This window comes from Kitasatospora sp. NPDC058190 (assembly GCF_042883685.1).
Lineage (GTDB): Bacteria > Actinomycetota > Actinomycetes > Streptomycetales > Streptomycetaceae > Kitasatospora.
The window spans coordinates 1-22051 of the sequence record NZ_JBHVVI010000137.1 but is presented as its reverse complement, the minus strand read 5'-3'; the positions used below and the strand labels follow the sequence as shown (position 1 = coordinate 22051).

General features: G+C 71.8%; 17 protein-coding genes. 6 read left to right on the top strand and 11 right to left on the bottom strand.

The window, feature by feature from the left end:
• The first annotated feature begins 56 nt into the window (after positions 1–56).
• The 3 genes from ACFVWU_RS38460 to ACFVWU_RS38450 all read left to right on the top strand — a co-directional run bounded on the left by ACFVWU_RS38460 (position 57) and on the right by ACFVWU_RS38450 (position 6198).
• Entirely contained in the window at positions 57–3824 is a 3768-nt protein-coding gene (locus tag ACFVWU_RS38460; protein WP_387629815.1) for a galactose oxidase-like domain-containing protein, read from the top strand.
• Positions 3825–3912: 88 nt separating this feature from the next.
• Positions 3913–5421 (top strand): UbiD family decarboxylase, encoded by a 1509-nt coding sequence (locus ACFVWU_RS38455; protein ID WP_387629812.1) that lies wholly within the window; start codon positions 3913–3915, stop codon positions 5419–5421.
• Between the two features lie 147 nt (positions 5422–5568).
• The gene (locus ACFVWU_RS38450; RefSeq protein WP_387629809.1) at positions 5569–6198 is read left to right on the top strand and encodes a hypothetical protein; all 630 of its coding nucleotides are present in this window, start codon (positions 5569–5571) and stop codon (positions 6196–6198) included.
• Between the two features lie 74 nt (positions 6199–6272).
• On the opposite strand, the gene ACFVWU_RS38445 is transcribed toward ACFVWU_RS38450, so the two are convergent.
• The 5 genes from ACFVWU_RS38445 to ACFVWU_RS38425 form a co-directional block, all read right to left on the bottom strand.
• Positions 6273–7502 carry a cytochrome P450 gene (locus ACFVWU_RS38445; protein ID WP_387629806.1) on the bottom strand — a complete coding sequence of 410 codons (1230 nt, stop codon included), beginning with the start codon at positions 7500–7502 and terminating at the stop codon, positions 6273–6275.
• A 53-nt stretch (positions 7503–7555) separates the two neighbouring features.
• The gene (locus ACFVWU_RS38440) at positions 7556–8803 is read right to left on the bottom strand and encodes a cytochrome P450 (RefSeq protein ID WP_387629804.1); all 1248 of its coding nucleotides are present in this window, start codon (positions 8801–8803) and stop codon (positions 7556–7558) included.
• Positions 8800–11925, bottom strand: coding sequence for an amino acid adenylation domain-containing protein (locus ACFVWU_RS38435; protein ID WP_387629803.1), 3126 nt, complete (start codon positions 11923–11925; stop codon positions 8800–8802). Before ACFVWU_RS38435 ends, ACFVWU_RS38440 begins: the two co-directional genes overlap by 4 nt.
• Positions 11926–12002: 77 nt before the next feature.
• Positions 12003–12479: a pyridoxamine 5'-phosphate oxidase family protein gene (locus ACFVWU_RS38430; protein ID WP_387629801.1), complete on the bottom strand. Its 477-nt coding sequence runs from the start codon at positions 12477–12479 to the stop codon at positions 12003–12005.
• Between the two features lie 301 nt (positions 12480–12780).
• On the bottom strand, positions 12781–14271 hold the full coding sequence (locus tag ACFVWU_RS38425) for an IucA/IucC family protein (RefSeq protein WP_387629798.1): 1491 nt from the start codon (positions 14269–14271) through the stop codon (positions 12781–12783).
• A 67-nt stretch (positions 14272–14338) separates the two neighbouring features.
• Between ACFVWU_RS38425 and ACFVWU_RS38420 the strand changes: the two genes are divergently transcribed.
• Positions 14339–15886 (top strand): IucA/IucC family protein, encoded by a 1548-nt coding sequence (locus tag ACFVWU_RS38420; RefSeq protein WP_387629795.1) that lies wholly within the window; start codon positions 14339–14341, stop codon positions 15884–15886.
• A 123-nt stretch (positions 15887–16009) separates the two neighbouring features.
• A complete protein-coding gene (locus ACFVWU_RS38415) occupies positions 16010–16966 on the top strand; it encodes a TauD/TfdA dioxygenase family protein (RefSeq protein ID WP_387629793.1) in 957 nt (318 codons plus the stop codon).
• Positions 16967–17025: 59 nt separating this feature from the next.
• On the opposite strand, the gene ACFVWU_RS38410 is transcribed toward ACFVWU_RS38415, so the two are convergent.
• The 4 genes from ACFVWU_RS38410 to ACFVWU_RS38395 form a co-directional block, all read right to left on the bottom strand.
• A complete protein-coding gene (locus ACFVWU_RS38410; protein WP_387629791.1) occupies positions 17026–17808 on the bottom strand; it encodes an ABC transporter permease in 783 nt (260 codons plus the stop codon).
• Positions 17805–18452, bottom strand: a complete 648-nt coding sequence (locus ACFVWU_RS38405; protein ID WP_387629788.1) for an ATP-binding cassette domain-containing protein — start codon at positions 18450–18452, stop codon at positions 17805–17807. The genes ACFVWU_RS38410 and ACFVWU_RS38405 overlap by 4 nt, the downstream gene beginning before the upstream one ends.
• On the bottom strand, positions 18449–18928 hold the full coding sequence (locus tag ACFVWU_RS38400; RefSeq protein WP_387629786.1) for a hypothetical protein: 480 nt from the start codon (positions 18926–18928) through the stop codon (positions 18449–18451). Before ACFVWU_RS38400 ends, ACFVWU_RS38405 begins: the two co-directional genes overlap by 4 nt.
• Positions 18929–19249: 321 nt before the next feature.
• Entirely contained in the window at positions 19250–19633 is a 384-nt protein-coding gene (locus ACFVWU_RS38395) for a CGNR zinc finger domain-containing protein (RefSeq protein ID WP_387629784.1), read from the bottom strand.
• Positions 19634–19654: 21 nt separating this feature from the next.
• Here ACFVWU_RS38395 and ACFVWU_RS38390 point away from each other — a divergent pair, with 21 nt between their 5' ends.
• Positions 19655–20401 carry an alpha/beta fold hydrolase gene (locus ACFVWU_RS38390; RefSeq protein WP_387629781.1) on the top strand — a complete coding sequence of 249 codons (747 nt, stop codon included), beginning with the start codon at positions 19655–19657 and terminating at the stop codon, positions 20399–20401.
• A gap of 282 nt (positions 20402–20683) precedes the next feature.
• Here the strand turns inward: ACFVWU_RS38390 and ACFVWU_RS38385 are convergent, their stop codons facing one another.
• Entirely contained in the window at positions 20684–21058 is a 375-nt protein-coding gene (locus tag ACFVWU_RS38385) for a hypothetical protein (RefSeq protein ID WP_387629780.1), read from the bottom strand.
• Between the two features lie 211 nt (positions 21059–21269).
• Complete coding sequence (locus ACFVWU_RS38380) at positions 21270–21923, bottom strand: hypothetical protein (protein ID WP_387629778.1); 654 nt, start codon at positions 21921–21923, stop codon at positions 21270–21272.
• Positions 21924–22051 lie beyond the last annotated feature (128 nt).

Here is a 22051-nt window from a genome sequence, read left to right as displayed (position 1 = left end):
CATTGGCCGGCTGCGCACAGATCAACGGCCGCACACTGACCGTCACCGGCTACGACGTGGAATTCGACCTCACCAACCTGTCCCACGACATGACACCCGTGCTCCTCGACAACCCTGATGTCACCCTCGGTCGCCAGACCCCCACGACCCTGCACCTCATCCCCGCCACCTACAACTACGAACTCAGCCGCGGCATGGCCGACTTCGCGTTGGTGCTGATGCGCGACGGCCAAGTGGTGGTGCCGCCGAAATACGGCGGCTTCGCCGTGACGCAGGGACGGAGGCTGACCGTACTCGGCTATCCGGTGACGCTGGACGGGCGCGGCAATCCCCACGATCTCGAGCCTGAGCTTCTGGGCAACCAGGCGGTGCTGTCCCACACCTCGACTCACCAGCTGACGTTGGTCCCGACGGACATCTACGTGTTCGATCCGATCGACGGGGCCGGCGGAGCCCAGTCGTTCACCCTCGATTCCCGCGGGGTGATCTCGGCGACGACGGCGGGACTGGTGGTGACGCCCACCGCCCTGGCATCGCGTCTGATCGACGACTTCATGACCGGCGCGGCGGACTTCACTGTCGCGGCGCCGGCGGTGGACCGGCGACAGCAGTCGGGGACCATGCTCGGCGGAATCCGCGCGACGACGGTCACGACCTCGGCCTCCACCGCGGGGTCATCGGCGCACCTGGACGTCGGAGGACCGGCTCGCCTCACGTTCGTCGCGGCGGCCGGGGGAAGCAGACTCGAACTCGGTTACGACGCCGCGAACGACAGCGGTGCGCCTGCCACCGGCTGGAACCTCAAGGGGGCCGGTGTCGATCGGGTGCGGATCACGATCCCCGGAAACTCCGGCGGTGACGCCGGGGTCGGGCTCACCCTCGTGACCGCCGGCGGCACCGCCACGGCATCGGCGAGCGTGAGCACGGGCCTGGTGGAGCTTCCGTTCCTGGACCTGGTCGGCAGTGCCGACCTGGGAAGCGTGAGCCACATCGGGCTGACGTTCGACGCCGGCGGCACCCTCACCGTCGACCGCATCGAGACCGGCGGTCCGAATCTGCTCGCGCAGAACATGTCGTGGAACCCCCGTACCAGCGACGCCGGCATCCTCACGGTTCACGCGGCCCTGCTCAACACCAACGAAGTCCTGCTCTTCGGCGGCGACGAACACGACCCCGGCCGCCACTTCCTCGGGCGCACCGATCCTACGTTCATCGAGACCACCCGGATCTACGACTGCACGCACGCCACCCTCATCCCCGGCGAGTCCCCTCACCTCCAGGGAGAGGGCACGGGCCCCCCGCCGGACCTCTTCTGCTGCGGCCACGCCTTCCTGCCCAGCGGACGTCTCCTGGTGGCGGGCGGCACCGAGACGTGGCGGATCGCATTCCCCGGTGAGCCGATCGACGAGCACCATGCGGCGGGCCACTTCACCGGTCTGCGGTACACCTGGAAGTTCGACCCCGTCCCCCCGATCGGCACCAACCCCTGGAGCCAGGCCGCGAACATGGCGGACGGCCGCTGGTACCCGACCCTGATCACTCTGGGCAACGGAAGCTGCCTGGCCCTGTCCGGCCACGTCAGCGACGCCACGACGGCGACGCACACGAATCCGCACGTGGAGGTCTTCATCGGGGGCCAGTGGCAGATCCTCGGCGAGATCCCGAAAATCGACGGGATCCCGGTATTCACGGGCTTCTACCCGAGACTGTTCCAGCTTCCCAACGGCGAGGTGTTCAACGCGACCGGCATGGGCGGCAACAGCATGGCCTGGCAGCGTAGTTCCTCGTCGTGGCGCACCGTGACCAAGCAGCCGGGCGACCCGAACCCCGACCCGGTCACCAAGACCTCCGAGGCCGGACGTTACGCGGACTACCACACGACCGCGGTCCTCCTGCCGCTGCGGTGGCAGGCCGAATTCGAGCCGGTCGTCCTCGTGTGCGGCGATCACCAGCCGTTCACAATCACGATCCACCCGCCCGGCGAGACGTCGGCTTGGACCCCGACCGGGCCGCGTCAGCCCATCGCAGCCCAAACCACGCGCCAGCGCGTCGACGGCTGCGCGGTGCTCCTCCCGACCAGGGAAGTCCTGCTGTGCGGAGGCTTCGACTTCGACGGCCACGACGTTCGGCCCATGAAGGAATGCGAGGTCTTCGACTCCGACTCGAAAAACTGGACGGTACTGCCGGACAACGGGACGGCCCAGGTGGAACGCGGTTATCACTCGGTCGCTCTCCTGATGCCCGACGGCCGGGTCCTCACCTGCGGCACCAGCAAAGGCGTCGACTGGAGCTACCACTTCACGCACGACTACCTGAATGATCCGGATCCGGCCACGCCCACGCTGCCGCCTACACCGAAGGACCCGAACCACCCCCTGCCGACCAACGCGCAGGACTTCATGCTGGGTGACCAACCCCCTCCCCCTCACGTACCGATAGACAACCGGGAAAAGCAGATCGAGATCTACGAGCCGCCGTACTTCTCCCGTGCGGATCGGCCGAGGATCGCAAGCCTGCCGGGGGGCACGACGATCGGCTACGGCTCCTCCTTCCTGGTCGACACCCCCGATGCCGGCCGGATCACCGATGTCGCGATCCTGCGTGCCGGTTCCTCGACGCATGCGTTCAACCCCGACCAGCGGTACGTCGGTTGCCAGTTCGCTCAGGAGGCGGGCGGACTCCGGGTGTTCACCCCGCCGACCGGCGACGTCGCCCCGCCGGGCTGGTACCTGCTGTTCATCGTGGCGCTCGCGGACCGCCGGCCCGTCCCTTCGGAAGGAGCCTTCGTCCAGCTCGTTTTCGGGGGCGCCAGCGGCAATCCGGTCCTCCTCCAGAGCAACTTCGGCACCCGCGGGAACTTCGAGCTCCTGACGCCTCTGGTCAGCGGGATGGCCCACTTCTTCCGCAACAACGACGACCCCGCCCTGCCCTGGAGCCCGCCGACTCTGTTCGCCACCGGTGCCGGAACCGGACCCATCGAGGCGATCAGCATGATCCAGGGGAATTTCGGCCCACCCGGCCACAAAGGCCCCGGCAACTTCGAGGTGATCGCCCGCATCGGCAACCGGCTCGCGCACTTCTCCCGCGAAAGCGAACCGCCCTTCACCTGGCACGGCCCCACGTTCCTGCCCGACATTCCGTCCGGCGCCACGGGCAATCCGGTGCTCATCCAGAGCAGTTTCGGCGCCCGGGGGAACTTCGAGGTCCTGACCCCGACGGGTGGCGGGATGGCACACCTGTTCCGCAACAACGATGATCCGGCGCTGCCCTGGAGCGTGCCCGTCGCCATTGACGTCAAAGGTGACACGATCGAGGCGATCAGCATGATCCAGGGGAACTTCGGCCCGCCCGGTCACGAAGGCCCCGGCAACTTCGAGGTGATCGCGCGCATCGGCGACCGTCTCGCGCACTTCTCCCGCGACAACGAACCGCCCTTCACCTGGCACGGGCCGAACTTCGTGCCCCCCATCCTGTCCGGTGCCAGCGGCAATCCGGTACTGATCCAGGGCAATTTCGGCACCCGGGGGAACTTCGAGGTCGTGACTCCCCTCAATGGCGGGATGGCACACATCGCGCGCGCCAACGATGTCGCCTCGTTGCCCTGGCTCGAGCCCGTCGTCATCGACACGGCCGGTCACGCCGTCGACGCGGTGAGCCTGATCGAGAGCAACTTCGGTCCGCCCGGCCACAAAGGCCCGGACAACCTCGAGGTGATCGCGCGCATCGGCAACCGGCTCGCGCACTTCTCCCGTGAAGCCGACCCGACCTTCAGGTGGCACGGGCCCAACTTCCTGACCGTGGTCGATGCACTGGGCGGGGAGTAGGGCCTTCGCGGAGTGGCCCTTGTCAGTCGCCCCACCTGTCACTACAGTCACTGACGCTCTGTCAGATACGTACGGGGGAAGAGATCCGGTGACGACCGACCCAGCCGAGCTGAAGCACCTCAAGAGCCTGCGGGAGTTCATCGACGAGTTGTCGGGGATCGGGGAGATCCAGCCGATCGACAAGGAGGTCGACTGGAACCTCGAGATCGGCGCGGTCGCCCGCCGGTCGTACGAACTCCGCGCCGCCGCGCCGCTGTTCAACACCATCAAGGGCATCGAGAAGGGTTTCCGCGTCCTCGCCGCTCCGGGCGGGCTGTCCGCGCGGCCCGGGCTGACGTACAGCCGGATCGCCGTGGCGCTGGGGCTGCCGCCCGACGCCAAGGGGGCGGAGATCATCACGGCTCTGGCGGACGCCCGTACCCGGGAGCCGATTCCACCGAAGGTCCTGGAGACCGGCCCCTGCAAGGAGAACGTCATGGTCGGCGACGACGTCGACCTGCTGAAGTTCCCCACCCCGCTGATCCACGACGGGGACGGCGGGCGGTACATCCAGACCTGGGGCATGAACATCGTCAGGACGCCGGACGGCTCCTGGACCAACTGGTCGATCAACCGCATGATGCTCGTCGACCGCAACCGCCTCGCCTGCCTGATCCCGCCGCCGCAGCACCTGGGCATCATCCGGGCGCTGTGGGAGAAGCAGGGCGAGCCCCTGCCGATCGCCGTCGCGCTGGGCGTCGAGCCCGGTCTGCCGTACGTCGGCGGCATGCCGATCCCCGAAGGCGAGGACGAGTCGCACTTCCTGGGCGCCTACTTCGGCGAGCCCCTGGAGATGGTGCGGGCCGAGACCGTCGACCTCCTCGTCCCGGCCACCGCCGAGATCGTCATCGAGGGCCACGTCTCCCTGACCGACCTCGTCGACGAGGGGCCGATGGGCGAATACCCCGGCTACCTCGACCGCGGCAACCGCTCGCCCAAGCCCGTCCTGCACGTCACCGCCGTGACCCACCGCAACGACGCGATCCTGCCGGTCGCCGTCGCCGGCGCCCCGGTGGAGGAGGACCACACCGGCTGGGGCATGCCGCACGCCGCCGAGATGACCCACGTGCTGCGCCAGGCCGACGCCCCGGTCTCCGCCTGCTGGGGCGTCCTCGAATCGGCCGCCCACTGGTGGGTCGTCGCGCTCACCCCGGACTGGCACGAGCGGACCGGGCTCTCCTCCCAGGAGATGGCCCAGCGGGTGGGCGAGATCGTGTTCGGTGCGGGCAAGCTCGCCTTCGGCATCCCCAAGCTCATCCTGGTGGAGCACGACTTCGACATCGCCGACCCGAACCAGGTGATCTGGGCGTTCGCCAGCCGGTCCCACCCGGAGCACGGCGAGGCCCACTTCGCGAACCAGCCGCAGAACATCATCCCGGTCTACCTGGACGAGCACGAGCGGCTGAGCTACCACGCCACCAAGGTGGTCTACAACTGCCTGCTGGCCGACCGCTTCCCCGCCGACGAGCGGCCGGTGGCCTCGGACTTCGCCCACAACTGGTCCCCGGAGCTCCAGCAGCACGTCCTGGACAACTGGAAGGCGTACGGGTACCGATAACCGGTCCGCCGCCCCCGGCCCGCGTGACGCGCGCCGGGGGCGGTCACCGCTTCCGGCGGTCGCCCGCGCAGGGGGACGGCGCCGCTTCGAGCGCCGTGACGACCCGCGTCAGCGGGGAGACACTGGTCGGGGGGCCGGAGGACGGGAGTGAACGCGATGTCGGACGGCGCGGACCGCGGCTACCGCGTGCTGGTCGGCGAGCTGGCCTGCCTGGTACGGCTGGCGCACGCCGCGCTCGGCGGCGCGACGGTCGTACTGACCGGTCCGGCGGACGGCGGCGACGGCATTCCCGCCGCGGAGGAGGCCCTGGCCGAGCTGCGCTCCCGGATCGAGGAGGACGCCGCCGGAACACTCGGCGGCCGGGCCGGGACCGTCGTGGGCGTCCACGTCGGATGCGAGGTGGAGGCCCTCGGGCAGCTGGTGCAGCGGCTGCTGGAGGCGGCCTGGGCGCGCCGGAGGCGGGAGCCGTTCGACGAACGGCTGCTGGCCCCGCTGCGCGGGATCGCCGACGCGGCGCTGGACCTGGTCGCGCGGGCGGCCGAGGTGCTGGATTCCGGGGCGCCCGAGGCGGTGGCGGACGTGCTCACCGAGCTGCAGGAGATCGGCCAACGGCAGCGGCTGCTGTACGAACTGCTGCTGCACGAGGACCACGCGGACCCGGACGACATCGCCGACCTGGTGCTGCTGTCCTGCTGCTACCGGCGGTGCGCCGACCACGCGGGAGCGATCGCCCGCCACGCCGGGCTGTTCGCGCACGCCGCGGCCTCAGCGCCGTGAAGGCCAGCCGGTGCCGCGAGGAGGCCTCGCGGCACCGGCGGACGGCGGGACCGCCCGAACCAGGGCGGGTCAGGTCACCAGGTGACCGGGACGGCGGCCGCCATGATGGCCATCCGGTTCGGGTGCCAGGGGACCTCGGCGGCCGGCACGGCCAGGCGCAGGCCGGGGAAGCGCTGGAGGAGGACCCGGAAGGCGACATCGGACTGCCTGCGCACCAGATGGGCCCCGGGGCAGTGGTGGCGGCCGTGGCCGAAGCGCAGATGGGGGTTGGGCGAGCGGGCGGGCTCGAACCGCTCGGCGTCGGCGAACGCGTCGGGGTCAAAGTTGGCGGCGTCCAGGGAGAGCAGGATCAGGTCGCCGGTCTTGACCCGCGCGCCGCCCAGGGAGGTGTCCTGGGTGACGAAGCGCGGGATCGCGTTGCCGAGGACGACGCTGCACCGCAGCAGTTCCTCGACGTACTGGGGTGTCGCCTCGGGGCTCTCCCGCAACGCGTCCATCGCCTCGGGGTGCTGGAGGAGGTTGAACGCGGCGACGCCCAGGAAGCTCGCGAAGTCCTCGTAGCCGCTGACGAACAGCACGGCGACGATGTTGGACAACTGCCGTTCGTCCAGGCCCTGGTGGAGGGCGTTCAGATCGGCGAGCCGATCGGCGAGGCCGCGGGGGCGCCCGGGAGTGCGGGCGGCCATGAAGGCCGCCATGTAGGCGCGGATCGCCTCCCAGTTGGCGGCGAGTTCCTCGTCGGAGTACGTCGCCATGGTGAGGTCCTTGTCGGCGCGCCCGGCGAGCCACTCGCGGTCCTCGAAGGGCAGGCCGAGCAGCCGGCACAGGCACTGCGCGGCGACCCACTCGGCGAAGTGCCGCTGCAGGTCGCCCGGCGCGCCCTCGGCGACCATCCGTTCCAGGCCTTGCCCGGTGACCTCGGCGACCCAGTCGGCGGGCAGTTCGGGCTGGTTGCGGCCGAGCGCGGCGAGCACCTCGTCGCGCAGCCCGGCCTGTTGGAGGTGGTTCATGGCGTCCATCAGTTCGGGCGCCAGGATCGGGGCGTCCTGGGTCGGGCTGTCGTCCTCACCGAGCACGGAGCGGGCGAAGGCGCGGTCGCGCAGGACGTCGCGGGCCAGGTCGTAGCCGGTGACCAGCCACGCCTCGCCGCCGGAGTTGGTCCTGACCCGGGCGACGGGGCAGCGGCTGCGCAGTTCGTCCAGTTCGGGGGCGAGGCGGTCGCCGTCGGTGCTGAACGGGTAACGCGGCAGGGGCCTGTCGTCCGGGGCGCCGTCGGTGGTGGCGGGAGCCTGGGGTGCGCTCACGTGGCGCGGTCCTTTCTGAGCGGAGTCGGAGGCGTCGGGCTTGGATGCCGTCGTCACCAGCGCACCGGCAGGCGGGCGGGAGCGCGCAGCGGGGTGGTCTCGTCCCAGGGCAGCGACTCGGCAGGCTCGGCGAGTTCGATGCCGGGCAGCTCCTCCAGCAACACCTGGATCACGGTGGCCAGTTGCATGCGGGTCAGGTGCGCGCCGGTGCAGGCGTGCGGGCCGTGGCCGAAGGCGATGTGCGGGTTGGGCGCGCGGGTGAGGTCGAGGCGGTCGGGGTCGGTGAACGCCTCGGGGTCGCGGTTGGCGGAGGCGGGCACCGGGACAACGGCGTCACCGGCCCGGATGTGCTGCCCGTGGAGGATGAGGTCCTCCTCGGCGACGAGGATGTTGATCGCGTTCATCAGCGGGACGTGGCGCAGCAGTTCGTCCACGGCGGTGGGAATTCCGGAGGGTTCGTCGCGTAGCCGGCGGAGCTGGTCGGGGTGGGTGAGCAGGGTGAGCAGGGCGTTGCCGGTGTGCTGCATGTTGGTCTTGTAGCCGGCCATGAGCATGGTGACGACGAAGCTGACGACGTCGTCCCTGGTCAGCTCACCGCCGGGGCGGCGGCTCTCGGCGAGGAGCAGGCGGATGTAGTCCCCCTCCCCGTCCTGCTGTTCCTTGCCTTCCCGTTCCTTGCCTTCCCGTTCCTTGCGAGCGATCAGCTGCGAGGCGTAGTCCTGCAGGGCGTACAGGGCGGCGAGGATCTCGTCCGTGGTCAGCCCGGCGGCGCCGAGCAGGGTGAGGGTGTGCGGGAGGTAGCGGTCGCGGTCCTCGTGCGGGAGGCCGATGGTCTCGCACAGCACGCGCAGCGGCAGCGGTTCGACGTAGGCGGCCACGAGGTCGGCCGTGCGGTCGGGTGCGGCGGCCGTCATCGCGTCGATCAGCTCCTGCGCGATGGCGCGGATGCGGGGCCGCATGAACTCCAGGCGCCCGCGGCCGAACAGCGGCAGGACGACGCGGCGTACGCGCTCGTGGTGCTCGCCCGTCATCTCCAGGAAGGTCGGCAGGCACGGCGGCGGTGCGTCGTCGCCCTCGACGGGCGGCCAGGCGGACAGCAGGGGCCGGACGAGCCTCGGGTCGGCGAAGGCGGCACGGGCGTCCTCGTAGCGGCTCAGCAGCCAGGCGGTCTCGCCGTTGGGCAACTGTGCCTTGACGACGGGCTGTTCGGCGCGCAGCCGGGCGTAGGCGCACGGCGGTCCGGCGGTGCCGGGCGTCACCTCGGGTACGGGAACGGGGGCGGGGATGGCGGTGTCGGTCATCGGATGCCCTCCTGGGTGGTGGCGGCGGGGCGCTGCAGGTAACCGGAGGTGAAGAAGTACTCCAGGTAGCGGTCCAGCAGGGCGGCGTCGACCGGCGGGCAGTGGAGTCCGCTGCCCGCCAGGGCGGTCTCGGCGTTGCGCCGGCCGAGCACCGGGAAGGTGCCCTCGAAGTACAGCTCCTTGACGGACATGTCGGCGGTGCGGCTGCGGTCCACGCACAGCGACACGAAGGGGGCGGTGGCGCTGGTGGGGTTGGCGGCGACGTGCCGGACCAGCTCGCCGACCCACTGCCGGTAGGGCAGCGTGCGGACCTCGCAGCCGGCCGCGCGCATCCGCTCGATGACGTCCGACAGCATCGCGGGGCGGGGGTTGGTGAGGTGGTAGGTGCGGCCGTCGGTGTCCTGGCGGGTGGCGATGTGGACCACGGCCTCGGCGAGGTGGTCGACCGGGACGAAGTCCATCGGCAGGGCGATGTCGGGGGCCAGGCCGGTCTCGGCGATCGTCTTGAAGAGGGAGCAGATGGCGGTCTCGGTGTTGCTCACACCGCTCACCTGGTCGCCCGTCACCTCGTAGGGGCGGTGGACGGCCACCGGTAGTCCCTGCGCCGCCGCCTGGCGCAGCACCCCCTCCCCCACCCACTTGCTCTCGGCATAGCCCATGGAGAGCCCGTCGGCGTGGGCCAGTGGGGCGTCCTCGGCGACCTCGCGCACCCCGGCGGCGCCGGAGCCGGCGACGACGGCGACGGTCGACAGGAAGTGGACCGGGACGCGGCGGGGCGCGGCGAGGCGGATGATCTCCCGGGTGCCGTCCACGTTGGGGGCGCGCAGTTGTTCGTAGGGGTAGAGGAAGTTGACCTGGGCGCCGTTGTGCACGATCAGGTCGAGGCGGTCGGCGAGGTCGGCACGGTGGTCGGCCGGCAGTCCGAGGGCGGGCTCGGAGAGGTCGGCGGGGAAGCTCGTCACGCGCTGCCAGTCGGCCTCGTCGAGGTGCAGGCCGTAGCGGGCGAGGGCGGTGCGCACGCGCTGTTCGGCGTGGGCGGGGCTCGCGGCGCGGACGGGGCAGTGGACGCGGGCGGCGGTGCGGCGCAGCAGGGCGGCCAGGAGGAAGGAGCCGACGAAGCCGGAGGCACCGGTGAGCAGGACGTCCTTCGGGTCCCGGGGGCAGGGCGCGGGGCCCTGGGCTGGCGGGAGGCGGAAGCCGAGTTCGGTCTCGCGGGTGAGGTCGACGGTGGATTCCTCGGCGCCGGTCGGGGAACCTTCGCGGGCGGCGCGGACGGCGTCGGTGAAGCTCTTGAGCGTGGGCGCGGTGAGCAGGGCCCTGATGAGGGCGGAGCTGAGCGCGGCGTCGAGGCCGAGGGCGGCGAGGGTGCGGGTGACGGTCTCGGAGGCGAGCAGGGAGTCGCCGCCGAGGTGGAAGAAGTCGTCCTCGGGGGCGGGCCTGGTGCGCAGGACCTGCTGCCAGATCCCGGCGAGGAGGGCGGGCAGTCCTTCGGCCGGGCGCTCGGGCGGCGTCTCGTCGCCAGGACCAGCGGCGGCAGGACCAGCGGCGGCGGGACGGGCGGCGGCGCGCAGCCGCTTACGGTCGACCTTGCCGCCGCTGGTCACCGGGAAGTGGTCCAGGGCGACGAGCGAGGGGACGGCCTGCGGTGGAAGCCACCGGGCGCAGTAGCCGCGCAGCTCGGGCAGGGGCAGGTCGCCGCCGGGGGCGGCGGGGGTGATGTAGGCGGTCAGCGCGCCGTCGTCGGCCTCGACGACGGCCTCGGCCACGGCCGGATGGGCGCGCAGACGCGACTCCACCTCGTCGAGCTCGATGCGCGCGCCGCGCAGCTTCACCTGGCGGTCCGCCCGGCCGCGGTACTCCAGCAGACCGTCGGCGCTCCGGCGGGCCCGGTCGCCGGTGCGGTAGAGGCGTCCACCGGGTTCGACCTGCGGCAGGTGGACGAACCGCTGCGCGGTCAACTGCTCGTCGCCCGGGTAGCCGAGGGCCAGTCCGTCCCCGCCGACGTACAGCTCGCCTTCCTCGCCGGGTGCCGCGGGTGTGCCGTCGGCGCGCAGGACGTGGCAGGTGGTGGCGCCGAACGGGCGGCCGATGGGGACGTGCGCGGCGTCCTCGGGCAGCGGGCGCACCCGGTGGGCGGTGGAGACGACCGAGTTCTCGGTCGGGCCGTAGAAGTTGACCACGGTGGTGGCGGGGCAGGCCGCGAGGACGGCGTTCGCGAGCCGCGGGTCCATCGCCTCGCCGCCGGCCGAGACGAACCGCAGGCCGGCCATCGCCTGCGGGCGAGTCCGGGCGAGGAGGTGGAAGACGCTCGTGGTCAGGTAGGCGACGGTGACGCCCTGGGTGTGGAGGAGGTCCTCCAGGGCGGTCGGCGAGAGGAGTTCCTCGCGGTCGGCGATCACCAGGCAGGCGCCGGTGAGCAGGGCGCCCCAGATCTCGATCGTCGAGGCGTCCGAGGACAGGCCGTAGCCGTGCAGGATCCGGTCGCCGGGCCCGGGCGGGAGCAGTTCGCGGTCGGACAGGACGAGGCGGACGACGCCCCGGTGCGGGATCGCCACGGGCTTGGGGCGGCCGGTCGTGCCGGAGGTGAAGGCGACGTACGCGCAGTCGGTGGGCGCGGACGAGGCGCCCGCGATCGGGAGGGGCCCCGGTATCGCCTCCTCGTCGACCACGGCCGGGATGCTCACCCGCAGCCCGCGGACCCGCCGTACGGCGCCGGGCAGGGTGACGGCGGCGCGCAGTCCGGCGTCCTCGGCCATGGCCCGCAGGCGGGCCGGGGGCAGGTCGTCGTCGAGCGGCACGTACGCGCAGCCGGCCTTGAGGATGCCCAGCAGCGCGACCAGCGCCTCCAGGGAGCGGCTGCCGCACACGCCCACCGGTTCGCCCGGTGCGATGCCGGCGGCGAGCAGTCGGGCCGCCAGGGCGGTCGATCCGGTGTCGAGCCGGCCGTAGCTGAGGGTGCGGTCGCGGTACCGGGCCGCCGGTGCGTGCGGGTGCGCGGCCGCCTGCCGGGCGAAGAGCTCCGGGAGGGTGAGGTCCTGCGGGTAGTCGGGGAAGGGGGCGCCTGCCGCGGGGCGGGCGGCCGGGATGCGGATCAGGCGTGACGAAACATCGGTATCGGTCATTGGTCCTTCTCAAGAGGTCGGCTTCGTCGGCTGCGACTGAGGCTGAGGTGCCGTGCCGGTGCCGACAGTGGGCCGGGTCAGTCCGCGCTGTCGGCGGACGGATCGGCGGGCTCGGTGAAGTCGGCCGCGAAGGCCGCGAAGTCGGCGGTGCGCCAGCGCTGGGGGCGCAGGCGGAACAGGATGTCGTCCTTGAGCTGGTCGGCGGTGGTGTCGAGGTAGCCGCGGGCCTCGTCCGGGTCCAGGTAGCGGTGGGCCAGCGCGTCCCGGGCGGCCGGCGGCACCGGGTCCTCGACCGCGACGACGGGCCCCTCGACGCTCACGTACCGGTAGGGCCGCCGCTCGTCCTGCACGCAGAGGCCGAACCGGCCCGCGGCGCGCAGCAGCCGTCCCTTCACCGTCTCGCGCCCCGTCTGGACGAGGATCTCGCCTCCGGGCTCGTAGCCGTACCAGACCGGCACGCTCAGCGGCCCGCGGTCGCCTTCTCTGGGATCCGCGACGCTCAGCACTCCGACTCGCCGGTCGGCGAGGAAGCTTTCCCGGTCGTGCTGTGACATGGCGGGCAGCATCAGCCAATCCCCTTTTCTGGTAAGGACGTTGAGGTCAGCAGTGGCTCCTGTTCCGCCTTGGTCACGGCGGACGGCGCGTCACTTGCTCATCGGATGGAACGGCAACCACCGCTCGGGTGGCGTCGGCGCCGGTGCGACGAGGGGCCGCCGGTGCGCCCCGGCGGCCGGGGTCGTCTCCGCAGGAACAGCATGACGCTCTTGGCACGTACAGTTACCAGGAGATCACTCTAGTGTCGTGAACATGTCACTCACTGGCCTGAATCCGACCAGCTGCGACACCGCTGCGGGATCAGCGGAGCAGGGCCGGGTTGGGCAGTTGTGCCCAGTGGTCGCCGTCGGGAGCGAGCCGCATCGAGGTGAGGGCCTTGACCGGAAGCGGGTCCGTCAGGAGGGCGTGCAGGTCGGGGGTCGCCGGGAGGCCTCGGGCGGCGGCCGCCAGGATCGCGCCGAGGCCTGGTGCGTCTCCGGCCAGTGGGCCCAGCGCTCCGGTGAGCAGGCAGCCGAAGACCTTGCGGCGCAGGGCGGTGGGATCGTCGTCCAGGAGCCGACCGGTCATCGGCGGCCGGAGTCCGTGGCGGGCCAGGCGGGTTGGGCTGATCCGGATGTCGGCGAGGTCACGGTAGACCAGTCGCCGGGCTCGGCCCTGCCGGTCGAGGACGGCGAGCAGGTTCTGCCCGTGCGCTTCCAGGGCCACGCCCAGGTCGAGCAGGTCCAGGCAGACCCCCACGGCCAGGCGCGCGAACTCGGCGATCCGGTCCCGCCGTTCGTCGGCCGTCAGCGGTGCGAAGCATGCGGGTAGCTGCGCCACCGGCACCACGTGCTCTCCCGACCCCGCGCACGCGTACGGGGACTGACGCAGCACCGCGGCCAGATCCGGCGTGCCGTCTCCTGCCGCTGCCAGGGTCCGCGCGATGTGCAGTCGGCCTCCGAGGTGCTCCGCCGCCCGCTCCACGATCTCGGAGGTGGCCAGCGCGTGCTCCACCGAGTAGGCCGAGATGTCGCGTACCGCGGAGGTGAGTTGGACGCTCAGCGCGGTCTTGACGTGGATGTTCCCGCCGAGGGCGAGCGTTCGCAGGGACAGCATCGGATGGGCGTTCGGGCCGGGCCGCAGGGGTCGTCCGGTCAGGACGTGCTCCGCCTGCCAGGGGTGCACCGGGATCAGCACGAACCGGCCGTCGCGCAGGTCCGCCGGCCACGGGCCGCGCACCATGGCGTCGGCCACCGGTGCGAGCCGCAGACCCACCACCGGCCGGTGCTCCGGTGCGTACGCGAGCTGTTCGGCGGCCGAGAAACCCGGACGGGACCGGCAGGCGGGGTGGTAGGGGTGCCCGTCCGGTGACCGCTGCTCCCACTCCCACGGCATCGCGGGCGGCCCGGCGGGGTGCGAGGCGGTGCGGGAGAGCGCCATCGAGGCGACGCTGTGATCGAGCTCGCCGGCGAAACGCCCGCCACCGGGTACGGCCAGCGCCGTGAGCAGGTGGGCCGGATGGTCGAACGGGCGGCCGTCCAACTCCACGCGGGCGACGGCCGTCCCGGTGGCCCACGGATCCGACGGCGGTCCGTGCAGCACCCGCCCGTCCGCAAGCCGCAGGCTGATACCGTCCGGCCCGGAAACGCGTCCCACGATCCAGGGCAGCGGCTCGTGGACGAACCCCCGCCACAGCCGCGCCAGCACCGCGGACCGGGCCGCGGGCAGAGCGGTGAGATAGGCATCGACCAGCTCAGGGCGGATGTCGCCCAGCTGCACCGCCAGCTTCCGTTCAGCGGCACTGTCAGGCATATGACCTCCCGTCACCAGCTTGGCCGTTCCAGACATGATGACGGCCGGTGGATGATATTGGTGACCGATGGATGACTTCGCTCGGACAGCTGACGCACTGTCCGTTGCCCCGCTGCTCAACTGCCTTCTGCGCGAAGCCGTCGACCCGTCGGTGAACCCGTCCACCGGTCACATCGGTCACACCGTCCACCGGCTGAGGGCCACTGGCCGGCTGCTTCGTGTGCGCACCGGCCACCGGCCCTCCTCGCCCGAGCTGTGGACCGGTGCGACCTGGCACGCCCTGGACCACGCCGACCTCGTCGAGGTCGCCGCCCAGGAGATGCGTGCCGCCACCGGACGCTCCAACCCCGCCCTGGTCGCCGAGGCGACGGCCAGTCGCGCGGCCCTGGGGGCGATCCTCGAAGCCCGCGCCCGCGCCACCCCGCCCGAGCACCCGTGGCTGTGCTCCGAACAGGCGCTCGTCATGGGACACCCCTGCCACCCGGCCCCCAAGGCCCGCAGCGGTGGCGGCCCGCCCGCCGCCTGGCTGCGCTACGCCCCGGAGGCGTACGCGCGATTCCCGCTCCTGCTGCTCGGCGTCCGTGCCGACGCGGTGATCGACGAAGGCTGCACCCGCGTTCTCGACTCGCTGGGCCAGGCGCCGCCCGGCTACCGCCTGCTGCCCGTCCACCCCTGGCAGTTCGCCCTCACCCGCCACCTGCCGGCCGTGCGCACCGCCTTCGCCGAGGGGCGGCTCGTCCGGCTCGGCAGCACCCCCTGGCAGGCCCGGGCGACGTCCTCGGTGCGCACGGTCCACGTCCCGGGAAGCCCCGAGCGTCCCGGATCGGCCGATCTGTTCCTCAAGTTCAGCCTGGACGTGCAGATCACCAACGACGTTCGGCGGATGCGGCGGCACGAGCTCCGCCAGGGGCGCCGTACCGACCCGCTGGTCGCGGCCGCCTTCGCGGCCATGGGTGGCAGGGCGGCCTGGTTGGGTGAACCGGGATACCGTACGGTTCGCGGCCTCGAGGAGACCCTTCCGGTCCTGGTCCGCGACGGCCTGGACGAGCACTTGGTGCCGGGCGCCACCGCGGTACTGACCGCCGCGCTCACCGAAGGCTTCGACGGCAATCCGCTTGATCGCGTCGACGACCCACTGCGCTGGTGGGAGGCTTACCTGGGCCACCTGGTCCCGCCGGTGCTGGAGGCGTACGCGTGCCACGGTGTGGCGGTCGAGTGCCACCTGCAGAACACCCTGATCGCCGTGGACGCGGACGGCCATCCCGTCCAGTCCGTCTTCCGGGACGCCGAGGGAGCCAAGGTCGTTCCCGAGACGCCTCGCGAGGCGGCCTGGCGGCGCGTGGTGTACTGCCTCGTCGTCAACAACCTCGGCGAGATCGCCAACACCCTCGCGCACCGCTTTCCCCGGGTGGCCGGCGCGCTGTGGCCGGCCGCGCGACAGGAGTTCGAGCGGTGCGAGAAGGAGCTCGGCCTCCCGGAGGCGGCGGCGCTGCTGGCCGCGGCCACAGTGCCGGGCAAGGCCAACCTGCTCTCCCGCTGGCTCGACGCGGACGGCACCGAGCCCCGGTTCGTGCCCGTCCCCAACCCACTGGCCGCCACCCGGGGTCTTCCGTAGCGGACCGCCCGCGCCGCGCCCGGCCCGCGCGGCGGGGATTCGAAGGGTCCCGGGTTGGGCACCTTGCCTGCCGGGGCAGCGTGGGAGGGCCCGAGACGATCGGATGAGGACAGTGGGGCTGCGGTGGTAGGAGAAACCGACCGCGCTACCGGGGTTGAGGTCAACCCGGTCGCGGGACACATTGGAGCGGAGATCACCGGCGTCGACCTGGCGGACGATCTCGATGACGCCGTGATCGCGGCGATCAGGGCGGCGCTGCTGCGGTGGAAGGTCGTCTTCTTCCGGAACCAGCGACTGGACCACGCCGGGCACGTGGCACTCGCCCGCCGCTTCGGGCGCCCTGTCGTCTGGCCGCGACGCGGCAGCGCATCCCCGCCGGACGTGCCCGAGATCGAGACGACAGCCGATCGGCTGGAACTGTCCGGACGGTACGGCATGGACCGGACGGAGTGGCTTCACCGGCGCAACGACAGCCTGCTGCACCCTTGGCACTCCGACTGGAGCAACCACGTCGACCCGCCGGCCGCGACGATCCTGCGGGCCGAGACCGTGCCGCCTTACGGCGGTGACACCACCTGGGCCAACCTCGCGGCGGCCTATGCGGGACTGTCGGCGCCCGTGCGCGACTTCGTGGACGGACTGCGGGCCGAACACCGACTCGGAGTCGGCTACCAGCCGCGGCCCGGCCATGACGCGTACGTCGAGCACCTGCTCGGTCATCAGACGGCCACGGCCCACCCGTTGGTACGCGTCATCCCGGAAACCGGCGAACGCGTACTGTTCGTCAACGGTTTCTACGTCGAGCAGATCATCGGCCTCTCCCGCCCGGAGAGCCGGGCGGTCCTGGAGATGCTGCTGGAGCAGGCGGTCCGCCCCGAATACACGGTCCGGTTTCGCTGGGAGCCGGGCAGCGTCGCCTTCTGGGACAACCGGACCACCGTTCACATGGCCCCTCGTGACACCGCGCACCTCGACTTCCCGCGGATCATGCACCGGGTGTTGATCGCCGGAGAAGTGCCGACCGGTGTGGACGGCAAACCGTCAGAGCCCCTCACCCTCGGCGATCCGGAACTCCGGTGAGGCACCGGCCCTGCGGAGGGCGCGGGTAGAGGCCGACCCAGGCGGGGACGGACGGGGCGTCATCGTCGGGTCCCGGCGGTGAGCGGCCGCAGCCGGTGGACGTCGTCGAACAGGGCGCGCTCGGCCAGGTGGGCGGCGGTGAGGGCGGCCAGGGCAGCGGCGGAGAGCATCATGTACATCACGACGATCTGGTAGCGGATCGCGGTGAGCGGGTCGACGCCGGCCAGGATCAGGCCCGTCATCGCACCGGGCAGGCTGATCAGCCCGACGGTCCTGGTGGAGTCGACGGCGGGGATCAGCGCCGTGCGCAGGGTCGAGCGGAGATGGGGCGCGAAGGCGTCGACGGCGGGCAGGCCCAGCGCGAGGCGGGCCTCGATGGCGGGGCGCGCGGTGCGGGCCTCGTCGCGAAGGCGCACCAGGACCAGGGTGGTGGCCTGCATCGCGCCGGAGACCACCATGCCACCGACGGGGATCACCACCCGGGCCTGGGGGGCGATGACCCCGAGGGCGAGCAGCACGCCGAGGGTCGCGGCGGAGCCGACAGCGGCCGCGGTGGTGGCGATCGGCAGCGCGTGGGGCATCCCGGCGGAGCGGCCCGCGCAGACGCGCCCGGCCGTGATCACCATGAGCGCGAGCCAGCCGGCGGCTCCGGCCACGCCGGTGTTCTGGAAGACGAAGACCAGGATCGCGCCGACGGCGGTGAGTTGGACGCCGGCGCGGGCGGCGGCGACAGCGATGTCCCGGGCCAGGTGCAGCCGCTTGCGCCACGCCACCGCGATCGCCGGCAGCACCAGGGCGATGGAGGCGGCGACCCCGACCCAGGTCGGTACGGCCGTGTTCACGTGCCCTTCCGGAGGTAGTCGACACGGTCCGCCGGCCCCGAGGCGACCAGGCATCCGCCGCGCAGGACCAGGACGTGGTCGGCGACCCGGCGCGCCTGCGGCACGTTGTGGCTGACCAGCACCACCGCGAGCCCGTCCGCGACCAGGTCCTTGATCGTGTGCTCCACCGCCTGCGCACTCTCCGCGTCCAGCGCCGAGGTCGGCTCGTCGAGCAGCAGCACCTCCGGACCGACGGCCAACGCCCGTGCCAAGCAGACCCGTTGGGCCTCGCCACCGGACAGCCCCGCCGTGGCCCGCTCCAGCATCCCGGCCGGCAGGCCGACCCGCTCCAGCAGCACGGCCGCCTGGTCCTCCTCCAAGTCCGGGCGGCCCACCCGCAGGTCGTCGACCACACGGTCGGTGAGCAGCACCGGCTGCTGGCCGACCAGCCCGACCCGGCGGCGCAGCTCCAACACGTCGAGCTCAGGCAGCGGCCTGTCCCGGAAACGGACGACACCCGACGTCGGCTCGGCCAGCCGGTTCAGCAACCGCAGCAGCGTCGACTTGCCCGCCCCCGACGGCCCGACCAGCGCCGTGCACGCGGCGCCGGGGATCTGCGCCGAGAGGCCGTCCAGCAGCAGCCGCCCGGCGCGGCGCACAGTCACGCGGTCCAGGACGAATGACGAGGGCGCGTCCGCCCTGGGCCTTTCCCGACCGCCGGTGCGGGCGCGGTCGCGAACGGCGATGGCGAAGGGCTCGTCCACGGGCCTCCGTTGCTGGTGGGACGGCGGGCGGAGCCGTGCCGGTGGAGACGGGTTCGCCCGGGGCGTGCGGGTCGGGTGAGCAGCGGACCGGTGGCGGTGGCGGTGGCCTCGGCGATCCACTGCGCGGCGAGGTGGAAGTCGTGGGCGCCCACGTACCTGAACTCCTCGACCTCCGGCCGCCACCTGATCGGCATGCCGTCGCCGGCCTGGTTCCACCCGTGCGCCGGACCCGTGTGCCGGGCCGCGGCGTGCACGAGGCGGAGCTTGGCCAGGGTGACCAGGGAGGCGACACGCCGGTTCTGCGGCTGGACGGCGACGGAAGCGGTGTCGGGCAGACCGGCGGCCGGGGTGGCCCGCCTGGTCATGAATCGGTCCATGCGCCTCATCGTGCCGGTCCGACCGCCGACACCCGTGGTGATCATCACCGCGCCCACTCGTACGGATGACGGACCGCTGTTCAACACTGACGGGCGGCCCACCCGAGACGGTGGCCACCCCTCGGTGGGCCTCCCCACGTCCGGCAGTCCACGGGGTTGTCCGCGTGTGAAGCAGCACTGAGACGGGTTTCTCCCTCTTCGCGCTGGTCGGGCGCTTCTCCGTGGCGGTCCACCGTTTCGAACCGAGGGTCCACCGCGACATCCTGGCCATCACGCTGACCCCGTCTGTGGATGACCCCGCCGCTCGCGGTCTGCCACCCGCTAACCGGCGGCGGCTTCGCGGGTTCGCTCGTAGTGGCGCCGGGCCTTCATCCGATTGCCGCATCTGGCCATCGAGCACCAGCGCGCCTTGTTGGGCTTGCTCCGGTCGAGCAGGAACAGCCGGCATTCGGCGTTGGCGCACGGCCGCAGCCTGCCCGCCATCGTCTCCTGCAGGGAGCCCCAGGTCAGGAGCGCCTGTACGGCCAGCTCTCGGTCCTCGGGGACGTCCACCGCCCAGGTGATGCCGCCGGGTGTGACCTCGGGACGGGAGGTGACACCGTCCAGGAGCGGCGACAGCGATGCTGCCGGTGCAAGGCCGCGCACCACGGCCTCTTCTACCGCGAGGCGGGCGACGCCAACACCCCGACGGTCGTGCTGCTCCACGGCTTCCCGACCAGCTCACACATGTTCCGCGGGCTCATCCCGGCCCTCGCGGACCGGTACCACGTCATCGCCCCGGACCACATCGGCTTCGGGCAGTCCGCGGCCCCGTCGCACGAGGACTTCACCTACAGCTTCGACGCCCTCACCGAGGTCACCGCGGGCCTGCTCCAGCAGCTCGACGTCAACCGGTTCGCCATGTACGTCCAGGACTACGGCGCGCCCATCGGCTGGAGGCTCGCCCTGCAGAACCCGGGCCGGATCACCGCGATCATCACCCAGAACGGCAACGCCTACGAGGAGGGGTTCGTCCGCTCGTTCTGGGACGGCCTGTTCGCCTACGCGGAGAACCCGAACCCCGAGACCGAGGCCCCACTGCGCGGCGCCCTGACCATCGACGTCACCCGCTGGCAGTACCTCAACGGCGTCGCGGACCCCACCCTGGTCAGCCCCGACAACTGGGTCCACGACCAGGCCCTGCTGGACCGGCCCGGCAACGACGAGATCCAGCTCGCGCTCTTCCGCGACTACCCCTCCAACGTCGCCCTGTACCCGAAGGTCCACCAGTACTTCCGCGACTCCCAGGTGCCACTGCTGGCCGTCTGGGGCTCCGGGGACGAGATCTTCGGCCCCGCCGGCGCCGAGGCGTTCCGCAACGACCTGCCCAAGGCCGAGATCCACCTGCTCGAGTCCGGCCACTTCGCGCTCGAGAGCCACCTGGAGGAGATCGCCCAGCACATCCGCGACTTCCTCGGCCGCGTCATCGGCTAAGGAGGCAACGACAGCCGGCCGCACCTGGGCCCCCATCCCGTGCACACCGCTGGAACGCCGGACCGAGTGCGGACATGGATCGCCACGACAGCATCGGAAACGTCAACCGAGACAACCAGCACATTGGCCAACTGTGGTCACAGTGTGGCCAGTTCAACAGAACACAGTCAGAGGTTGCCCACCGGCAGACCAGCCGGCGACGGCCCCGGGATGAACTCCGGCCACGAAATCCCGCCAGAGCCACCTAGCTGAGTACGCGGACACGTGTTCGGACAAACGTGGCTACGCCTTCTCTGGCGCGTCGTCGGCAAACCTGTGGCCTTGGGTGCGGAGCCAGCGCCGGATCGCCTCCGTGTGGCGGATGGCGGTTGCGTGCAGGGCTGGACCGGTCCTCGCGGCGGCGGCCTCGCGACCGATTCGGGCGGCATCCTGCTCGGCGGCCTCGACAACGGCGCTCGCGACCCAGTCGTCGACGACGCCTTCGCTCTTCCACCGGGCGAGCCGGTTGCGCGCGGCCCGGTATGCGGCCTGGGCTTCGGCCGCCTGGGTCTGTTGAGCGGCCCGCTCCCAGTACCGCGTGCGGTTGGTGAGGTATGCGTCGATGGCGCTGCGGGCCATGGCGCCGTCCCGCTCGGGATCGTGCTGAGGGCTCGTCATACGGGAAGAATAAGAGAGCGCCGACGGGTCGGCCCGCTGCCCGGCCACAAGCACCGGGAGCTGTGCGGCGGCCCGCTCGGCGGTCTCCTCCTCGACGTCATCGGCTGCCGACAGGACCGAGAAGGTCCGCCGGGCCGCTTGATCACAGGGCGAGGGCGGGTCTATCGCCCCGACGGATCACCGTCCAGTAAGGCTTGGTCAAACGACAAGGTCAGAGCCTGTAGTCGATCCTCTGCTCCTGCATCAACTTGCCCAGCTCCGTGTCCGACAACGGGTGCAGAGTGTTCAGGACATCGCGTAGCCCGGCTTCGCCGAGGGTCTGACTGGTGACCTCCACGTCCCGGTAGCGCCGGGTAAGGGTGACAGCGTGAGAGGGACCGCGAACCGTGACCATCTCGCCGCGCGCGTCCACCGTGCAGTTCACTCCCTGCTCCGAGGGCTCGGGGCATCGAGGAGTCGGTGTGAGCGGCGGGCGCACCACGAGACCCACGTGCCCGGACTCGTACCCCTCGCGGACAGGCCGGTAGTCGACATTGAAGGAGGCCGGGCCGACGTGGACGCTGGACGCGTGCATGCCCGGCGGCGCGGCGCCGAGGTACAGCAGCTCCGGGTGTTCTCGGTACCGCGCGATGCCTGCCTCCTGCCGGCCGTGTTGTGCCTGCGACGGGCCGATGAAGCCCCCGTAGGCCACCGCGACCGCCAGCACGGCCAGCGAGCCCAGCCTCACCCACCTGCTCGGCACGAAGAACGCCGCGGCCACAGCGTACGGCGCTCCCGTCAGCGCGATCCGGGTACCGGCGCTTCCCAGGTCAACGTCCGCGTTGTAGGCGGCAACACCGGCCAGGAGGCCGAGCGCGCCAAGCACGCGGCCGGTGGGTCGAGGCATGTCCGCGGCCTCACGCGAATAGTGGACCGATTCTGTCCACTATTTCTCCTAGCCTGCGACGTGCACACCTCCAGTACAGCCAAGGAGATCCCCATGGACTTCGTCTC

What these genes read in the sequence shown, in the direction of transcription:
- ACFVWU_RS38400 (WP_387629786.1), bottom strand. Translation starts at nt 18,928, where the DNA reads ATGGACCGATTCATGACCAGGCGGGCCACCCCGGCCGCCGGTCTGCCC.
- ACFVWU_RS38385 (WP_387629780.1), bottom strand. Translation starts at nt 21,058, where the DNA reads ATGACGAGCCCTCAGCACGATCCCGAGCGGGACGGCGCCATGGCCCGC.
- ACFVWU_RS38440 (WP_387629804.1), bottom strand. Translation starts at nt 8,803, where the DNA reads ATGACCGACACCGCCATCCCCGCCCCCGTTCCCGTACCCGAGGTGACG.
- ACFVWU_RS38390 (WP_387629781.1), top strand. Translation starts at nt 19,655, where the DNA reads ATGTTCCGCGGGCTCATCCCGGCCCTCGCGGACCGGTACCACGTCATC.
- ACFVWU_RS38420 (WP_387629795.1), top strand. Translation starts at nt 14,339, where the DNA reads ATGGATGACTTCGCTCGGACAGCTGACGCACTGTCCGTTGCCCCGCTG.
- ACFVWU_RS38425 (WP_387629798.1), bottom strand. Translation starts at nt 14,271, where the DNA reads ATGCCTGACAGTGCCGCTGAACGGAAGCTGGCGGTGCAGCTGGGCGAC.
- ACFVWU_RS38430 (WP_387629801.1), bottom strand. Translation starts at nt 12,479, where the DNA reads ATGTCACAGCACGACCGGGAAAGCTTCCTCGCCGACCGGCGAGTCGGA.
- ACFVWU_RS38435 (WP_387629803.1), bottom strand. Translation starts at nt 11,925, where the DNA reads ATGACCGATACCGATGTTTCGTCACGCCTGATCCGCATCCCGGCCGCC.